The organism is Photobacterium sp. BZF1 (genome assembly GCF_014349205.1).
In the GTDB taxonomy this organism is placed as follows: Bacteria; Pseudomonadota; Gammaproteobacteria; order Enterobacterales; family Vibrionaceae; genus Photobacterium.
In genome coordinates, this window is the sequence record NZ_JACSOF010000001.1 from 83290 (window position 1) to 100370 (window position 17081).

Consider the following 17081-nt stretch of genomic DNA (forward strand, 5'->3'; position numbering starts at 1 on the left):
CTAGTCGGAAATAGAGGAGTCGTGATCTATCACGTTGATGCGGATCTGCTGCAGGTTGTTGAACCGACCCTGGTCATCAGGGAGCGCTAGGGCGGGTTGCTCACACACATTCCTTATTCCTTGCTTCAGATTGTCGTCGAATCCCAGATGCGTCAGTCCCTCAGCGCAAGCCTGGGCCTGCTCATCGCCGAACGTGGCTGATACGATACTGGCAAGTGTAGCTACCTTCATCGTCTCTTCTGCCGCCGTGTGAGGCTGATTAAACGGCAACATTAACTCCGGGGCCTCGGCGGCCAAGATGCGATTAAGGAAGTCCTTCACCAAGTGTCGACAATCCTCTGGTAGCTCTTGGCCGGTGCGGACATAACACAGCATCTGCTCCATTACCGTTCTAGCCAAACCGAAATCATTGCCTGACGCGACTACAGAGCTGAAATCGATCTGTTCGCTATCACCAATCACTACCATCTGCCCTGTTCCCTGTTGAGCACCCAACTCCTCTGACAGAGCCTGCGAGTCGGTGAAGTCCTTCCATCGCTGATACCATTGCAACACCACTGGTGCCAGCGACTCATCTTGATCAGCCAGCCGGTCTTTTGCTGTATTCCGTCGAATCACCAGTCGGTCGTAACGTGAACGAGTATGTGCCAGATCCCCATGAGGTAAATTGCCACCCTCTATCTCGCGATTTAGCGTGTTGATCTGCCTGCTCAGCGCCAGAAGGCTTTCCTGTGTCTGCTTGCGCTCGCGGGCCTTGCGACGCAACAACACCATCAACTTGTTAGCCTCCAATGCCTGTTGCAGCAGAAAATCAGGGCCGGTGCGATAGAAGCGCCCGCCTGCACAGCCACCGAGTTGTTCTGTGTATTCAGTCACCAGCTTGCCGGCTGTATCCGTTTCACGGATGGTGGTGGCGCAAATATCACAATGCGAGCCCTTACCTCCCATAACGCACACACCGCCTTCAACCGGTGCAAGTGCAGCAAAATCCAGAGGCAGGTCAGTCACGTGCTGGCGTACCCGTTCAGCAGGGGGCAGTAGGGAGTTGACCTCCTGCATCTCAGCCAGCCGCTCGGTGATGGATTCAATCCCATCGATCAAATCCCCCCGCAGGAAGGCTTCCATTAGCTGCTTGCGCATGTACATCGGCGTGGTCTGGAAGTATCTCAGGGTCATAATCACAGTGGCATGCCCGGCAATGTACTCTGACACCAAGTGTGCCGGAATGCCGAGTTCAATCAGGCGACTGATACCGGCCACGCGCAACGAGTGGATGTCGTATTTGGCGCGGCGCCTTTCTACAGCTTTGGTGTCACCTGATTCAACCTTCGTGGTCAACGCTAAGCGGCTCAGGCGCTTATCCTTGCGCAGTTTACGCTCCACATGTACGCATAGCGCATTGTATAGCTTTTCAATCTGCTGTGGGGAGACCGGCTGCGCGGTGCGGTGTTTCGTGCCGTCCGGCCAAGTGACAGTAATCTCCTTGTGGCCTAACTGGCGGCACAGCGGTACGAACCAGGGCAACTGCTGGCGCAGGTCGTCGTCGCTGGGCACCAACCTGCTGTCTGAGGCCACGTGATAAAACGAGATGGGGCTCGGATCGGGGTCGTGTTGGGCCATGTACAAGTGTTGGAAACGTAGCACTTCGTACACCCGGGCTAGGTGCTGGCCACGCTTCTGCAGGTCGCTGTCGTCGCTAAGCATCAGCAACTGGCCATCCGGCCAAGGCAACGCATAGCCGGTCTTTTTGCACCCGTCCCAAAGCGCAGTCTTGTTTGTCGAAGCCCAGATTACTGGTTCGAGAGCGCCATCCATCTCGTCCGGGTGCAGTTGAATCGTCCCGGATGCCGAGCCGTAATACGCCTCTTGGTCCGAGCCATCAGCGTAGCGGAAGGCAGCCAGCGAATGCTCATTGGGTATCATGCGGCCTGTGCTAAAGTCGAACACCTCACTATCCATCAGGCCCTGATCGAGCCAGCGCACCTGCTTGCCGCGCAACGGCATCAACAACAACAGGGCCAGCGCCACGGCGGTTGACGGGTTCCAGTGCCATTCATCGTCGAATTGATACCAGTCGGGAGCCCGGGATTTATACGCGTCAGTTATAGCCTCTGCTTGCTGCCGTGCCCAGTCGAAGGTCGGCACCTGGACGGTGATGGTGGTCGGCTGGTCAGCCAGCAACGGTTGTCCGTCATCATCTAGCAGGATATTGCCATGTTCATCCTTTTGTGGCTGGTATACCTCACGTTGCTCGGACTGGAGTCCCAGCAACTCATCGACGAGGGCTTCCTGCAACTCGGTCAACAGGCGGCTACGCGGGGTTTTACGGGTTTTCCTATTGTGGTTGGAGCGCTTTAATATCTGCGGCAAATCCTGAAACGGGTCTACCGGCTCTTCCGGAACGGTCAGATCCGGTTCGATGCTCGGCAATTTGGCTAGGTTACAAACATCCTTAAATACCTTCGCAGTAAAGCTCCAGAGAGTGGCTGCGATTTGAGATTCCGGGTTACCCGTCGCATTCTGGCGTTGCTTAAGGTATTGATGGAACGTGGTTGTATCACCGGGTGCATGCACATTATTCAAATGAATCGGGGTGATATCCCAGGGACCCAATTCAAGTGGTAGGGCCCATTCAATTAGGCTCGCAATCATCCTGCGTCTACCAACGCTCAAGTTTGGTTGTGCACGGTCCCACAGAGTGAAGAAACTAGCCCAGTCAGCGGACAAGTTAGATCTAGCCCAACCTGGGGTGTATTTCTTGAAGGCAGTCAGCGCGTTGCGGTGCTGATGTTCCAGCAGATGTGTGGGAAAAGGCGGTGTGTTGCGGTGCGCTTTAAGAACCGAAGCAACAGTCTTTACAGACTCATGGTTCCCAATCTTAGGATACGGCACGATATCCATGATAAGTTCCGGCGTATCGTCGATATCGCGCAGAGTACTACTGGCGTAGACCTTGCTCAGCCAGCGCGATGTCCACATCCTTTCGTCGTTATCGAGAACATCCCATTCGAATTGCCGACCTAACTCCTTACGCAGGGAGGTCAGATCTGGCGTCACCGTACTGGCGTTTAACGGCATCAGCCAACGTCCCCCCAGAGCGCCGAGGAGCAGCCACTGGCTGCACGCCGTTTGAAACCGTGGCCACCAATCCCAATGTCTTGCTGCATTGTTTATGGACAGGTATTGAGCTACATCAGGCGCTAGACGCCGGAACGCCGCACCGGCTGCAGAGGACATCAAGGCATCACGCGTTGTCATAAACAGAGCCTTATTTTCTTGGATATGCCTGACTTTTTCACCCTCAGGTATGAACTTCGTATTATCGGTATTGTGAATCAGCATCAAGTCGGCCAGCAAGTTGTCCCGGTCATAGTCGGCCAATGTGTTGGTTGGCAAAAGCAAGGTGGCATGAGCACCTAAAAGGGTTGTACCGCCACCGAACCGTATCGCTTTCGCTGCTCCCTCTCCCCAGGCCGACGTCTGCCACGCCTGGCGAATAGCCTGCTCAGCATTGGCCTGACTTCCGTATCGTTCGACCAGGTTTTTGAAGGTTGGGGCCAGACATATGTAGCCACCTCTTTTGTATACATCGTTGGCAAATTCCGGCAGAAACTCCCAGCGCAGGTCGCCCCAAGCGAGACGCCCGTTGAACCTAAAGGATTTATCATGAGCCAGCCAACCCGGTAGGCAATGCCGCTGGAAATCCGTAAGCACCTGAATAACATCCGCTGTCGTCATGGTGTCATCGCACAGCACTTTGTCTGTTTCGTTGAACTGGACAGTTTTACCGCTCCAGTAGCCGGTCATCTTGGTGGTTTTTTCCAATATAGGTAAGATGTTATCTTTCATGTGGTACATCCTCCAAAGACTGCCTGACCACGGCAGGTAAGGTGTTGGTCGGGGTATTCAGTTTTTCGATCTGGGTCATCCAGAGGTTGTAAAAATCGTTCGTCCAGTGCTCGGGTAGATCTGGCACCCGGCTTCCCTTAAGGAACAGGTTGGGAAGTAAGTCTTCCCGTCCAGAGGCCCGTAAATTCGCCTCGGTGATTGAGTCGCGCACATTGCTATGGGAAAGGTGGAAGTAAACCTCAGTCGATGTCGGCTGCCCGTGGTGCATCAGCACCTGTACTTCCTCCAGGCGAAGACCCAAAACGTTGGCGCAGTAATACCCGAAGTAGTGCCGCAGGCTATGCCAGCCCAACTTGTAGTTGATGCCAAGTTTCTTTTTCAGACGGCGCCATATCGCCTTGACGGCGGTCATGCTCAACGGCATGCCGTATCTATCTCCCGGCTCGATAATTATGAACAGCCAGGGGTGTCTCAACGTCAGCGGTTCATCAGTAAATGGATTCCGCTTCAGATATTTAGCCTCGTACTCAAGGAATAGATCGTACCAGTAGGCCCCCAAACGGGGATCGCACCACCAGACGTAATGGACGTCGTAATCCCGGCCGTCCAGTCCATTTGCCACCATGCTCTGCTCGCCAGCAGAAAGTGTCATCCCTTTGAAGCCGCTATGCAGGCCCTGATTGCGGCGGTCGAGCTGCGTGCGCGGCGCCAGATGACGCAGCGGATGGGTCTCCGGCACATCGCGGTTCACCGACGCCCAGTAACGCTTGAAAAACTCCTCACGGGTGCCGGACTGAGAGATATTGTCTTCATCGAGCCACTCGGTCATTCCGACCTCGGGATGGGCTAGCCGGATTTTTGCCTGACCCATGCTATCGACGCCCTCCACATCGGAGTAGAACAGGTGCAGGGGTTCTGAGCGTCTTAGACTGCCGCCGAGCATCGTCAACAGCAACAACTTGTCACGTACGTTGTTAGCCGCGCTGTCAATGAGTTCAACAATGCGGTTCGGCGGGAACGACTTCATGTTTTTGATGGGCTTACGACCCCGCGCCGACCTGTCCAGTCGGCGCTGGATTGCCTCCTGGCGCTGCTGTACCGTGCCAGAGCGGCTGCGATTTAGATGCAACAACATGTCCCATTTACTGCGCTGTTTGAAGTCCTGAAAGCGCTCCCAGGCACTCATGAAGCGGGTTTCAGTGGGGCTGAGGCGGTTGGTGCCGTGATAGACGCGTTGCCACTTGTCGAACGCGGTTATCGCATTGGCGTAAGTTGTCAGCGATGTACCCTGTGTCCGCTTGCTGAACAGGAGGGGTTCCCAGAATAGCCCGAGGTTGCGTAACCAGTCGTATCGCTTAGCCCGCCGGGCGCAATGATGATCGGTGCCATACATTTTTGCATCTAGGAAGTCGGCAACCAAGTTTGCAGACTCGGCATCTGTCAGCGGTCGGGTACCATATCGGGCGCAAGTGAAGGCATACAAATGGCATAATGCACGTGTCTGCACCTCCATCTCGTTATGGCTGGCATCGCGTTTCATCAAGTCATAGAGATATTGATTGATCACAAAGCCGGGAGCGCCATTAGCCAGATAGACCATGGGGAACTGGCGACCATCTGAATTGCTGTCGTAGATCCAGACAGTTTTGTACCACGGAGATCCATTCATGACACAGCTACTCATAACTCGTAAGGTAATCTTTAGCTTGAAGTATGGATCTATATACAGTATTTATCAAAAAAAATGACCAAATAATGACCAAAAAACAGCCAAAACATGATCTCCTTGTAGTATTATTCGTAAGAAATTAGGGTCTCCCTTACACAACAAAGCATTCTACCAGCTATGCTGCCACATGGAGCCTAGCTACCACCAGCTTGAACTCGATGCCCGCTTGCTGCTAACCCAGCTAGAAATTGACGGACCACTGTACAACTAGCGTTGAGAGGCATTTAATTTCTGGTATTTATTGCGCATTTGCCTAAAATACCCTGCTAACTACATTATTAGGTGTTTACATGAAAATTTGTGCTGTTGAGCTTCGTAGCAACGAGGCTGTCATTTGCCTTCTTACCAAGAGTAACGGTCTGTTCGATCTTCCAGAATGCCGTGCTCAAAAGTTCATCATGCAAGACTCAATGGACAATGAGCAAATGCGTAACTTCCAGCAGACTTTCAAAAAGCTTCTGGATGACTACCAAATTGACCGTGTTGTGATCCGCACTCGTGAAACCCGCGGTAAGTTTGCAGGCAGCGCAATTGGCTTCAAACTTGAAGCTGCAATCCAGCTAATTGACGGTGTTGAAGTAGACTTCATCTCTAGCCAAGAGATCAAACAGAAGCTAAAACGCAACCCGCTAGCTATCGAATTCCGTGCAACAGGCCTACGCCAGTTCCAGGAAGCCGCTTTCATGACAGGTTTTGCCTACCTAGGTAAATAACGTTATATCAAAGCTAAAAAAGCCAGCATTGAACTGACCCCCAATAGTTGGACAACCAATTATTGGGGGTCTTTTTATGTCCAAATACAGTTTCTCCCTCATTTAACCTTTGTATATCAATTGAATTCGTTCCCGAAGCCATCGATGCCCTTGATCATCGTCCATCGCTTTATGCCAAAGTAAATAGATTTGAATCGGACTGCTGCTAAATGGAAGATCAAACATTTTCAGGCCGAGAATATCCTGAAAATGATCAGCCATAGAAATTGGCAAGGTAGAAATTAACTCTGTCTGAGACACTGTGACCATAGACTCAAACAAAGACTGGGTGTGAGACACGATATTCAAGCGATGGATTTGTGCTTTGGTCAGCCATCTTATCCCAGCCAATTGGTCGCGCGTTCTGTTCAGTTTGACGTAGGGTTCAGAAAGAAATTGCTCCAACGAAATTACCTCTCCCTGTAACCTAGGGTGCTTATTGCTGGCAATAACACAGGAACGGTCAACGCCCAATGACTGGGCCATAACACTGGGGTGATCAGGTACTGTCACATCAATAAACAGATCTCTCTCACGATCCAGAAGTTGCTGCATAAGTGCCTCGCTACTACTGGGCTGATCATGAAAGACAATCTTCAAATCAGGATTTACTAGATCATTTAGCTGATTGAATAGCACGGTATTGCTAAATTCTGGACAAGAAATCGTAAATTGGCGTTTTGAACTCATAGGATCAAACGCAGTGATCCCCGCAACGGTTCGGTTTAATTTCGTCAAGTCCACAGAGACATCACGATAGAGCGACATGGCAATAGCGGTTGGCTTGACTCCCCGACTCTGACGGATGAACAACTCTGCTCCAAGGCTATCCTTGAGCTTTTGCATGGCCGAACTAACTGCAGACTGATTCATATCTAAGTTCTTGGCCGCCTCCGACATACTGCCCGCTTCAACTACTGAGCAAAAAACCTTCAGCAAATTTAAGTCCAATCCTTGTCCGACCATATTCAACCCTGTTTCAGTCATGTTAATGATATCTGTTTTTCAGATATCATATTTATCCAATCCGATTATATTCATATTTCATATCAATAGATACTAACGCTCTCTGAAACCCACAACCAAAGCTAAGTCTCTATTATGAAAACATCTTTATTAGCATTCTCGGTTATATCAGCCATTTCTTTTGGTGCTTTCGCTAACCACCTCGGTGAAGGTGAAGAGCATCTCATCAACTACAGCAACTTGCTCGAATACAAAGGTAAACCTGCTTCAGAACACACTATCGCTGCCAATAATGCGTTCTCTAAAAAGCTACCATGGGACGATCGCAGCGTTATTGAACGCCAAAAACATGGGCTGATTGCCGAATTTGGTGATCACCCTGCTGGTGAAATACTTCGTCGCTACGCTTTTCTCGACGGTGCAATTGATGTCTCGGCTGATGCTGTACCGGAAACTGTCAATCCTTCTATTTATCATCAAGCTGCACAAAACTTCTTAGCGAACGGTCTCTACCAAGTCGCTGATGGTGTTTACCAGCTCCGCGGGGCAGACGTCACCAACCTGACCTTCTATCGCACTGACAATGGTTATGTTGTTCATGACCCAGCCCTAACGGTTGAAGCGGTTCAACATGCCATGGACTTTGCCCGTACGCACCTCCCTAAAATCAATGGCGAAGTCAAAGTAACTGGTGTCCTTTACTCCCATAACCACATTGATCACTTCGGTGGTGTACGTGGTTTGTGGGAAGACGGTAAGCTTCCAGAAGGGGTTCCAGTCATTGGCCCACGCGGATTCCTCAAAGAGCTTATCGACGAGGGTATCCTTGCAGGTAATGCCATGAACCGCCGCTCGCAATATCAGTACGGCACCACATTGACGCCATCCGAGACCGGAATTGTAGACAGCGCAATTGGCCTAGGTGCCTTTGGCGGGAACATGTCGCTCATCCTACCGACCGAAGAAGTCCAAGAAGACACGAAAGTAATCAACATTGACGGGGTAGATTTCGAAATAACCAACGTCCCATACGCAGAAGCACCGGCAGGCATGATCGTCTGGGTTGAGAAATATAGCTCCCTGAATACTGGCGAGTTGACTTACGACGGTATGCATAACCTCTATACACTTCGGGGTGCCAAAGTGCGAGACGGCTTATTGTGGTCAAAATATCTGGCTGAAATGCTGGTTAACTACGGTGACCGTGTTGACCATATTGTGGCGGCGCACTCCGCACCGGTTATTTCCAATGAGTATGTAAATCACTACCTTGCCCTGCAGCGCGATAACTATGGTTTCATCCACAACCAATCACTTCGACTGGCGAACCATGGGGTTAACATCAATGATGTAGGTCGCAAGCTGGAACAGATTGTGCCTCAATCTCAGGAACAAGCGTGGTTTACCAATGGCTATCATGGCTCATACTCCCATAACGCCCGTGCGGTACTTAACCTGTACCTGGGCTATTACGATTCTAATCCAGCGAATTTGAACCCATTGCTCACCCAAGAAAAGTCGTGTACGTATGTGAAAGCGAGTGGCGCAGATACGATGTTCAACGCAGCCAAGGAACATTTCAGCGCAGGGCGCTATCAGCAAGCCACCATGCTATTTAACGACCTTGTCCAGTGCGAGCCGAATAACGTCAAGTATCGCCTAGCTATGGCTGACTCTCTAGAGCAGCAGGGATACCAGTCTGAAACTATGGCATGGCGAAATAGCTATCTTCAGGGGGCGTACGAACTCAGAACCAATGAAATCAAAGACCCAATCAAAACGACTTCTGCCGACGTGTTAGCAAATACACCTACTTCTGCAGTATTGGATTTGCTTGCCGTGCGCTTAAATGCACCAAAAGCGGAAGAGCTAGCAATGGATGTGTCCTTCCAAATCGTACACCCAGATATTGAAGAGGTTTACTACGGTACGATTGCCAATGCCAATATGTCTTCAGTAAAAGTTAGCGACAAGCAAGACAATGTTGATATGACGGTCACAATCGACAGAGCCGATCTGACAAGGGTATTGCTTGGGCGGGCAACATTTGAGCAAATGATAAAATTCGGCGTGGCTAAGATAGAAGGCCAAGCGGACATTCTTAACCAGTTAAATGCAATCCTTGACGATTTCAGCTTGGACTTCGAAGTCCTGCCAATGCCAAGCAAGGCTGATTGACCCAGGTATTTTAGCTTTGCCATGACTAACCCCACCGCCATGGCGGTGGGGTTCATATCTAAGTCAAACTTTTGACACAGCTCCGACCTGACACTTCAATACAATTGTAATATGTTTTTTACACGCTAATTATCACAAATATATAAGCCTTATCATTATCCCAAACCTACTTTTCACCGCTGATTTTTCCAAACAAACCCGTTTTTTTACAGATTAGAAGTCAAGCCATACAGAACCAATACAATTCAGGACACATATCCTATTCACCTCCACCTATAATCCCGCCCAATCATTACATGGACAGTTATGAACCTTTTATAAAACTCACTTTACATGGTCTCATAATGAAAAAAACGATTATCAGCCTTTCTATCATTTCTCTTCTAGCTGGTTGTGGTGGAGGCGGTGGCGGAAGCTCAACACCAGACGACAAAAAACCAGCGCCACCAGCACCAAAAGTTGATTTTCCTCTTAAGGGATCGACCTTTGATGCTGCAAAGCTTAAAAGCACGACATTGGCAATTAAAAAGTACCAATCTTCCATGATAGAAGAAGATACTTTACTTGAAACTAAGTATGAAAAAAGCAGTTATCGACCACTTGAGGCTGATGAAGTCGCTCATGATTACATTCTTAGTGAATTGGAAAATAACGCACAGGCTTCATCTTTCTTCTCCATTTCAACATCTGAGTATTCTGATGCCCAACTCACGCAGTTGGAAGATAAAGAAGAATTTTATGGTGGCCTGCTAGCGAATTCCAAATTTATCACTTACATCGAAGGTATAGCCCTAGAGCAACAAAGCTGGGAACTACCTGACTTTGTAGCTGATGGTAATTTCATCGAGGGCCAACAAAACACATACACAGTCAAATTCGAGACAAAGCTTAAAAACTTATACCCAAATCAAATTCAGGCACTACTTGAAGATTACGGTATGTGGGCCAAAGAATATGAAGGTGTCTCATATTGCTCTTCAATAGAGGCAACGAGAACTTTCGACTTTTCAGGCGCTAAGAAAGAAAACATAACAATCAATAATAAAGTCATAGAAACTGTTAAAGCTAATATTATTGATAAAGTTTCGGGCACTTGTTACATCGGGGCAGATGGAGATAGCTTTGAATTTGGCGGCTATCGTAATGGTGACTTCACAGGCCTAAACGTCTGGTTGAACCCAACGTTTGGTATCGTTAAAGGCATTGAAAAGAACGACTCTAAACAAGAAAAATATGTAGTTGAGCTTGTTGATTTCTCAATGAACCAATAAGTCTAAAACAGCCAGCCTCTACCCAAGCTTTGAGAAAAGCTTGGGTATTTTTTTTATTTGGCGATCATTACATATGTTGACCTGTCTACACTCATTACTCTTGATTTCAACTGTGGTAATTTCGCCGCTTCCTCAGCTTATACAACGTCAAGATCAGCAGTGCACTGACAACCACAGATAGAACAACAAACGCATAGATTAAAAGGTTGGTACTCTTCATCCAACTCAGCAAATGAAAAGCGCCAAAGAAGAAAAGAAAATAGCCACCGATCACGGTGAACAACTTGTAAAAATCGACCTCACTGACTTTCCTAAGCATCACTGATCGCTCCTATTGCTATATCCAAGCAACGTCAATGAACATCTGTCACTTGGAATACGTTACAAGTATGGTGCGTCCTGCCGGTTTTGCCTCTACCCTGATTATACCCAAGCTACTTCAAGATGCAGGTTCAGCGAGAATTTATAAGCTTATAGACAAGGCATTGTTTTGAAGATCTAGTGGCTCTAAATCAAGAAACAATAACGCGGTATATGAGCTTAGAAAACTCGCCCTTTGGGAGGTTGTCAGCCCATCCACTCCTGCGTTGAAGCTTTTTGAAAGGGAGTGCCATTCCTGCAAACCTTCGCCTTGGATTGAATGCGCTGACAACCCTCTGAATCCTGCACCTTGAGGTAACTTGGGTATATAATTACTTTACATCCAATCAGTTAACTTTGCCGTGACAGGTGCCCTCCAGATACAAAATCGAACAAATAGTCACCAAATCACATAGTGTTAAATGCTTGCTCTTACATTTTGTGTGCTGTGGTCAGGCTCGCAGCTTTCGACCCTAGTTTTATCTATACTCATCAATAATATAACGGTGCAAGCTCTCGCAGGCTTATAGGAAAGGAACTCAAATGGATAAGGTCTACGATTACATCATTGTTGGTGGTGGTATCGTCGGTATATCAACGGCTTGGCAACTAAAACAACGCCGCCCAGATGCATCGGTCATCGTTATCGAGAAAGAAGCATCACTGGCCTTGCATCAAACCGGACACAACAGCGGTGTTATCCATGCAGGGGTCTACTATGCGCCAGGAAGCTTGAAAGCAACGCTCTGCATAGCAGGGGAAAAAGCCACGAAAGCGTTTTGCAGAGAACACCAAATTCCTTTTGAGCAATGCGGGAAGCTGTTAGTGGCTACCAATACTGCCGAAGTAGATCGAATGCAGGCCCTTTATGAGCGATGCTTGGAAAATGGCATTGAGGTTGAGTTACTAAACCAAGAGCAGTTGCAACAGCAAGAGCCTAATATCATTGGGCTTGGGGCCATTTTGGTAACAGCTACCGGGATAGTAGATTACAAAAAAATCACCAACAAAATGGCCGAACTATTTGTCACACTCGGCGGTGAGATATCTAAGCGTACCGAAGTCAAAGCACTTGAAGAAACATCAGATAGCGTAGTTGTTCAATGCAGAAGTGATGGTCAGCCTTTTCAATTACAAGGCCGGTTCTTAATTTGCTGCGCTGGATTAATGGCTGATCGGCTAACCCAAATGATGGGCATTGAAACTGACTTTCAGATCATCCCCTACCGGGGCGAATATTACCGCTTAGCGCCGCAGCACAACCAGATCGTAAAGCATTTGATATACCCTATTCCTGACCCTGAACTACCTTTCCTTGGCGTTCACCTTACCCGGATGATAGATGGCACAGTGACCGTTGGCCCGAATGCCGTGCAAGGTTGGAAACGGGAGGGATACAGCAAGGTTAACTTCAGTGCCAAAGACACTGCCGAGATGCTCACTTTCAAAGGGTTCTGGAAAGTCACTGCCAATCATTTTACGGCGGGTTTGGCTGAAACCAAAAACTCATGGTGGAAGCCGGGCTACCTGAAGCTAGTCAACAAATACTGTCCGCAATTAACAACCTCTGATTTACAGCCCTATCCTGCGGGGATCCGTGCTCAGGCGGTACTCAATGATGGTACGCTTGTCCACGACTTCTTGTTTGCCGAAAGTCCGCGAAGCCTCCATGTTTGCAACGCGCCTTCTCCAGCGGCTACCTCTGCGATGCCTATCGGGAAATACATTTGTGACAAGGTGCTGGATCTATAAAGTATGGTGGCGTTTAGCTCGCTGGCGATATAGGCTCAACGCCAAATCCTTTTCAAACTCTCGCTGAGATTGATAACCCAACACCTGCCATGAGTATTTTGCTTGGTAGCCGCAGACAACCCTTGCCAAGCAGTCTCGACGGGTTTCAAAAATCAGTTTTGTTATCAATTTTTTAAGCTTGTTCATTGTGTTGGCTCCTCGTATGGCTTGCCTCAACAATACGCTTAAAGGGATAACGGACTTATCCGAATTTATCAACTATTGGTACTATCCCTTCAAAGCATTCACTTTAGGGCTAATTCCAGTACTATATTGATAAAGATTGGTACTTTTCCTCAAATCTCGGATTTTCTTCAATGCAACAAGCGACTATCGAAAGAGTCATGCAGCGTCAGGGATATTCTTGGCGGTATCGCAAGATAGAAGAGCCACATAAGCACTATGATTGGCACTTCCACCAGGAATATGAGCTAGTGATCCACCGCAACTTTCGCGGTAAGGCCTCTATAGGCCATTACGAAGGGGAGTTTGGCGATAACAACATGGTACTGATTGGCCCGGGATTGCCTCACCGCTTCCACTCTACAGAGACGCAAGCTAACCAGTCTTGTGAAACCCACATCATTTGGTTCAAGAAAGAATGGATTGCCAACATGATGTTCAGCTGCGTAGAGATGAGGAAACTCGACTCATTACTGAAACGAGCCGATAAAGGTATCGAGTTCTCTGGCAATGCTTGCCAAGAAGTACTAACTTTGCTGGAAGGTGTGACTAGCCACCCTCCGATGACTCAACTTGGTATTCTGCTTCAGGTACTCAGCACTTTACTGGGTGATAAAGACAGCCGTACCCTACTCTCTTATGCGCCTCAAAAGCAGGTTGATGGCACGCAAAAAGAATACAGTACAGAGAAAGCCAACCAAGAGAAAATCGAGAAAGTGTGCCAGTACCTTGAGGAGCACTTCAGTCAAACGGTCACTCTGGCTGATCTCGCTTCGCATATGAATACCAGCGAGAGCAGCATTCACCGGCTGTTTTCCGTCCACTTCAAAGAAAGCTTTAGCCAGTATTTGAAGAAGCTGCGCTTGAACCATGCCGCAGAATTACTACAAACCACCAGCCAGCCCATTGGCCTTATTGCCGAAAACGTCGGTTACCGCAATCAGGTTAACTTCAACCGCCAATTCAAAGACTACAAACAGATGACCCCACGTCAATACCGCAACAACTACAAAATCAATGCTGCGGTCTGACTAGAGCACTTGTTTACGGTTTCTATGGGTTGTTGTGGCTAATAACCGTTTTATACCCCGTTTCGGCACACCCTACAAAATCCACAAAGTTTTGGATACTGTCGAGGGAATCTTCCGGATGATGAGAGACGTACAAAAGTTGGCTCAAGTTGTTGTTGCCAATCATCTCCAGGGCATTTTTCACCAGTTGGCGATTGAGGAAATCTAGACCCTGATACGGCTCATCAAGAATAAGCAGCTTAGGCCGCTTAATCAGCGCCCTCGCTACCAGCAGTAACCTTTGCTGCCCATATTCCAACTGCCTGAAAGATTTAGTGGCGAGGTGTTCCATATGCAGTAGTTTAAGCCAGTCTCTGGCCTGCTTGATCTCGTCGATACTTGGTTGCTGGTACAAACCGATAGAATCATAGAAGCCAGAGATAATGGTATCCAATGCCGAACATGACACACGGTATTGAAGGTGCAGAGCCGAAGATACCATACCGATATGTTGCTTAATCTGCCAAATCGTCTCGCCGCTCCCCCTCTTGATACCAAAGATATCAATATCATTGCTGTAGCACTGTGGATGATCGCCAAAGATCAAACCAAGTAATGTACTCTTACCACAACCGTTGGGGCCTCTGATCTGCCAGTGCTGGCGATGATTAATTTGCCAATTCACCCCATCAAAAATCAGCTTGTCGGTATACTCAACTTTGCCATTTCGAATCGCCACCAGGGGATCAGGCATATCGGTTTGATGTTGGTATTGTTGGATCAACGCCAACATGGCTTCGCTACGTTCAGCCGATTGGGCCCGGAGGTGAGAAAGCAGTGGCAAGGACTCCCACTCTTTTCTGGTATAAATTCCTGTCAGTTTCTCCTCATCGAAAACACCGATATGGGAAATGCTGTTTGGCAAGGCCTGCTCACGGGATGTGATCAGGATAATTTGAACATCTTTTTGAAGTTGATCAATCAAAGTAATGAGTTGTGCTTGATGCGCAATATCGAGACCAGCAAGCGGATCGTCCAAGATCAACAGATCTGGCTGTTCGGCCAACGCTCTGGCCAACATGACACGGCGAGTTTCCCCTGTAGACAGGTTTCGGAACCCGCTTTTTCTCAGGCTCTGAAGATCGAACAGCGTAAAAAGCTCTTCAGCATATTCAGGGCTTTGACAGCAGGCGAGAACCAATGCTTCGACACTTGTTCCTTTGTCCAACCTATCGAGAAAATCAGTATCATCCTTTGCCAGCTCTTCCTCTAGCAATACTTGTTGTTCAGCAAGAGAGACCAAGCTGACATTTTCAGGCAAACCTGATAGCTCACCGTCAAATTCCAATTGCTCCCTGGACTTACTATTGGGTTTGGATTGATGCCTATCGTTGATTAATAGTTGGGCAAACACCGAACCCGCATCGCCTCTCGCACAGAAAAAAGCCCAATGCTGATCTTGCTGGATGTCGAGTTTGGGAATAGATAAGCGGATAACCGGCTTCGGAGTACCCGGTTCACTGCTGTAGAGTTTGATTTGGTGTAATTGGATAGACATTGGCTCCATTCCCTGTAAGGCCGTTAGGTAATAACTGATACCTTACATGGAACGCGTGAAGCCAATCAAATTAACTTAATTTCTAACTTGAACCAGTGAGCTTTAGGCTTTGGGAAATGCCATGGTGATAGCGCCGGTATAGCAAGCAGTGCGGCACTGACCACACCCATCACAAGACTCAGCATTGACGGTTGGAGCTTGTCCCTGCTTAATAGAAATGGCCTCATGCGGGCACTGCTCTGCACACAATTCGCAGTAACCTGACAACCGGTTGGCGCAACGAGTCGTGAACTCCGGTCGCACACCAATATCTTTATCCGCCGATGAAAGCGCCTGTGTCGGACATGCTTTTTGGCATTCGCCGCACTGGCTGCAATCGTTATATTCAAGGTTTAGCTGGGGCAGCCCTTCCGGGCGCTCAATCACCTGCTGGGGACATGCCTTTTCACAGGCATCGCATGACTGGCAGACCTGAAGAAACAAAGCTTCTTCGATAGCACCAGGGGGACGAGGGACCGTGCGAACGATAGTTGGGGCTTGCGCCTCTTTCTTTACACGGTTTGCACCTGAGAATAAGCCACGAAGCAAACCGCGTCGGCTTACCGTGTAATGCTCCATGCAAGCTTTGTAATATCGTTCGTCACGTTCAATCATTAGAAATAAACCTTTTTCTCCACAGCCGTTACCGCAAGTTCTTCCGCAATAAAGGCTAACCATTGCTCTGCCATGGCACCAAGCAACTGATAAGACTGGGTGTTGGCGTTTTTCTGCATTAGTTCAAGATATCTTGGTGCCCAAGGTAGCAAGTGAACGGATAACAGAGCCTTAATCGCCTCGCTATCTTCGGCTTCTGCCAGTTTTGACATCGCCATTAGCATCAAACCGAACTGGTCTTCCGGTTCACGCATTCCTGTGTCCAGCGACATTTCTTTGTCGGCAAGGAAGCGACGGTAGGCAACGGTGGTTTCACCAAAGATCACTTGCTCTTTATCGAGGTATACCGAACCCCATGGCGGCGCAGGCATCACTTCGCAGCCTTCAAATAACTGCTGGAAGTCCATTGCAAGATCATCAGCCCCATCCTCTTCCACAGCTTTAAGCAACTCTGCAAACGGAGAATCCTCTTGATCTTCACTATCAGCAATCATCTGACAGACTTGTCGGTTCGTTTCGTGGGTTAGTGGATAATAATAAAAGCTACCCAGAATACGAGCGATTGTTGAAATGTGCTCCATGGTCACATCCGCCTCCAAAAATATGTAATATCATGCAATAAGTTTTCATGATGCCAGTGGAATAACAGCTAAATTAGGTTATTCATTAACATTTTCCTATGCACGATAGCCGATAACTAACACGGAAAACATGCTTTAGGACAATATTTACTGCTTTAAGTTGTTGATAGTGAATGATAATCACTATCAACACCCTCAA

At 48.3% G+C, this 17081-nt stretch carries 13 protein-coding genes and 1 pseudogene; 6 read left to right on the top strand and 8 right to left on the bottom strand.

The features are described 5' to 3' along the window. Complete coding sequence (locus BIZ37_RS00400) at nt 1–3849, bottom strand: VPA1269 family protein (RefSeq protein ID WP_187459825.1); 3849 nt, start codon at nt 3847–3849, stop codon at nt 1–3. Beyond that, on the bottom strand, nt 3839–5518 hold the full coding sequence (locus tag BIZ37_RS00405) for a tyrosine-type recombinase/integrase (protein WP_187459826.1): 1680 nt from the start codon (nt 5516–5518) through the stop codon (nt 3839–3841). The genes BIZ37_RS00400 and BIZ37_RS00405 overlap by 11 nt, the downstream gene beginning before the upstream one ends. 154 nt (nt 5519–5672) lie before the next feature. Between BIZ37_RS00405 and BIZ37_RS30365 the strand changes: the two are divergent. Both BIZ37_RS30365 and BIZ37_RS00410 read left to right on the top strand, forming a co-directional pair. Next, nucleotides 5673–5789 (top strand): annotated as a pseudogene (locus BIZ37_RS30365) (metal-dependent hydrolase); the annotation flags it as partial. Between the two features lie 79 nt (nt 5790–5868). Further along, complete coding sequence (locus BIZ37_RS00410; RefSeq protein ID WP_187459827.1) at nt 5869–6291, top strand: DUF3010 family protein; 423 nt, start codon at nt 5869–5871, stop codon at nt 6289–6291. Between the two features lie 102 nt (nt 6292–6393). Here the strand turns inward: BIZ37_RS00410 and BIZ37_RS00415 are convergent, their stop codons facing one another. Next, nucleotides 6394–7317, bottom strand: coding sequence for a LysR family transcriptional regulator (locus tag BIZ37_RS00415; protein ID WP_187459828.1), 924 nt, complete (start codon nt 7315–7317; stop codon nt 6394–6396). A 114-nt stretch (nt 7318–7431) separates the two neighbouring features. Between BIZ37_RS00415 and BIZ37_RS00420 the strand changes: the two genes are divergently transcribed. Both BIZ37_RS00420 and BIZ37_RS00425 read left to right on the top strand, forming a co-directional pair. Further along, nucleotides 7432–9474 carry an alkyl/aryl-sulfatase gene (locus BIZ37_RS00420; protein ID WP_187459829.1) on the top strand — a complete coding sequence of 681 codons (2043 nt, stop codon included), beginning with the start codon at nt 7432–7434 and terminating at the stop codon, nt 9472–9474. Nucleotides 9475–9818: 344 nt separating this feature from the next. Continuing rightward, nucleotides 9819–10745 (top strand): hypothetical protein, encoded by a 927-nt coding sequence (locus tag BIZ37_RS00425; protein WP_187459830.1) that lies wholly within the window; start codon nt 9819–9821, stop codon nt 10743–10745. 106 nt (nt 10746–10851) lie between these two features. Here the strand turns inward: BIZ37_RS00425 and BIZ37_RS00430 are convergent, their stop codons facing one another. Then, nucleotides 10852–11067, bottom strand: coding sequence for a hypothetical protein (locus BIZ37_RS00430; RefSeq protein WP_187459831.1), 216 nt, complete (start codon nt 11065–11067; stop codon nt 10852–10854). 581 nt (nt 11068–11648) lie between these two features. On the opposite strand from BIZ37_RS00430, the gene lhgO reads away from it, so the two are divergent. After that, a complete protein-coding gene (gene lhgO / locus BIZ37_RS00435) occupies nt 11649–12857 on the top strand; it encodes an L-2-hydroxyglutarate oxidase (protein ID WP_187459832.1) in 1209 nt (402 codons plus the stop codon). Here the strand turns inward: lhgO and BIZ37_RS00440 are convergent. Continuing rightward, a complete protein-coding gene (locus BIZ37_RS00440; RefSeq protein WP_187459833.1) occupies nt 12852–13043 on the bottom strand; it encodes a hypothetical protein in 192 nt (63 codons plus the stop codon). The two genes, lhgO and BIZ37_RS00440, sit on opposite strands and share 6 nt — an antisense overlap. Nucleotides 13044–13213: 170 nt before the next feature. On the opposite strand from BIZ37_RS00440, the gene BIZ37_RS00445 reads away from it, so the two are divergent. Continuing rightward, nucleotides 13214–14110: an AraC family transcriptional regulator gene (locus BIZ37_RS00445; RefSeq protein WP_187459834.1), complete on the top strand. Its 897-nt coding sequence runs from the start codon at nt 13214–13216 to the stop codon at nt 14108–14110. A 22-nt stretch (nt 14111–14132) separates the two neighbouring features. Here BIZ37_RS00445 and BIZ37_RS00450 read toward each other — a convergent pair whose 3' ends face one another. The 3 genes from BIZ37_RS00450 to BIZ37_RS00460 form a co-directional block, all read right to left on the bottom strand. Further along, the gene (locus BIZ37_RS00450; RefSeq protein ID WP_187459835.1) at nt 14133–15647 is read right to left on the bottom strand and encodes an ATP-binding cassette domain-containing protein; all 1515 of its coding nucleotides are present in this window, start codon (nt 15645–15647) and stop codon (nt 14133–14135) included. A gap of 102 nt (nt 15648–15749) precedes the next feature. Beyond that, nucleotides 15750–16301 carry a ferredoxin-type protein NapF gene (locus BIZ37_RS00455; RefSeq protein ID WP_187459836.1) on the bottom strand — a complete coding sequence of 184 codons (552 nt, stop codon included), beginning with the start codon at nt 16299–16301 and terminating at the stop codon, nt 15750–15752. Further along, nucleotides 16301–16882, bottom strand: coding sequence for a molecular chaperone TorD family protein (locus BIZ37_RS00460; RefSeq protein WP_187459837.1), 582 nt, complete (start codon nt 16880–16882; stop codon nt 16301–16303). The genes BIZ37_RS00455 and BIZ37_RS00460 overlap by 1 nt, the downstream gene beginning before the upstream one ends. Nucleotides 16883–17081: the final 199 nt, after the last annotated feature.

What these genes read in the sequence shown, in the direction of transcription:
- BIZ37_RS00400 (WP_187459825.1), bottom strand. Translation starts at nt 3,849, where the DNA reads ATGAAAGATAACATCTTACCTATATTGGAAAAAACCACCAAGATGACC.
- BIZ37_RS00420 (WP_187459829.1), top strand. Translation starts at nt 7,432, where the DNA reads ATGAAAACATCTTTATTAGCATTCTCGGTTATATCAGCCATTTCTTTT.
- BIZ37_RS00455 (WP_187459836.1), bottom strand. Translation starts at nt 16,301, where the DNA reads ATGATTGAACGTGACGAACGATATTACAAAGCTTGCATGGAGCATTAC.
- BIZ37_RS00445 (WP_187459834.1), top strand. Translation starts at nt 13,214, where the DNA reads ATGCAACAAGCGACTATCGAAAGAGTCATGCAGCGTCAGGGATATTCT.
- BIZ37_RS00450 (WP_187459835.1), bottom strand. Translation starts at nt 15,647, where the DNA reads ATGTCTATCCAATTACACCAAATCAAACTCTACAGCAGTGAACCGGGT.
- lhgO (WP_187459832.1), top strand. Translation starts at nt 11,649, where the DNA reads ATGGATAAGGTCTACGATTACATCATTGTTGGTGGTGGTATCGTCGGT.
- BIZ37_RS00460 (WP_187459837.1), bottom strand. Translation starts at nt 16,882, where the DNA reads ATGGAGCACATTTCAACAATCGCTCGTATTCTGGGTAGCTTTTATTAT.
- BIZ37_RS00415 (WP_187459828.1), bottom strand. Translation starts at nt 7,317, where the DNA reads ATGACTGAAACAGGGTTGAATATGGTCGGACAAGGATTGGACTTAAAT.
- BIZ37_RS00440 (WP_187459833.1), bottom strand. Translation starts at nt 13,043, where the DNA reads ATGAACAAGCTTAAAAAATTGATAACAAAACTGATTTTTGAAACCCGT.
- BIZ37_RS00405 (WP_187459826.1), bottom strand. Translation starts at nt 5,518, where the DNA reads ATGAATGGATCTCCGTGGTACAAAACTGTCTGGATCTACGACAGCAAT.
- BIZ37_RS00410 (WP_187459827.1), top strand. Translation starts at nt 5,869, where the DNA reads ATGAAAATTTGTGCTGTTGAGCTTCGTAGCAACGAGGCTGTCATTTGC.
- BIZ37_RS00425 (WP_187459830.1), top strand. Translation starts at nt 9,819, where the DNA reads ATGAAAAAAACGATTATCAGCCTTTCTATCATTTCTCTTCTAGCTGGT.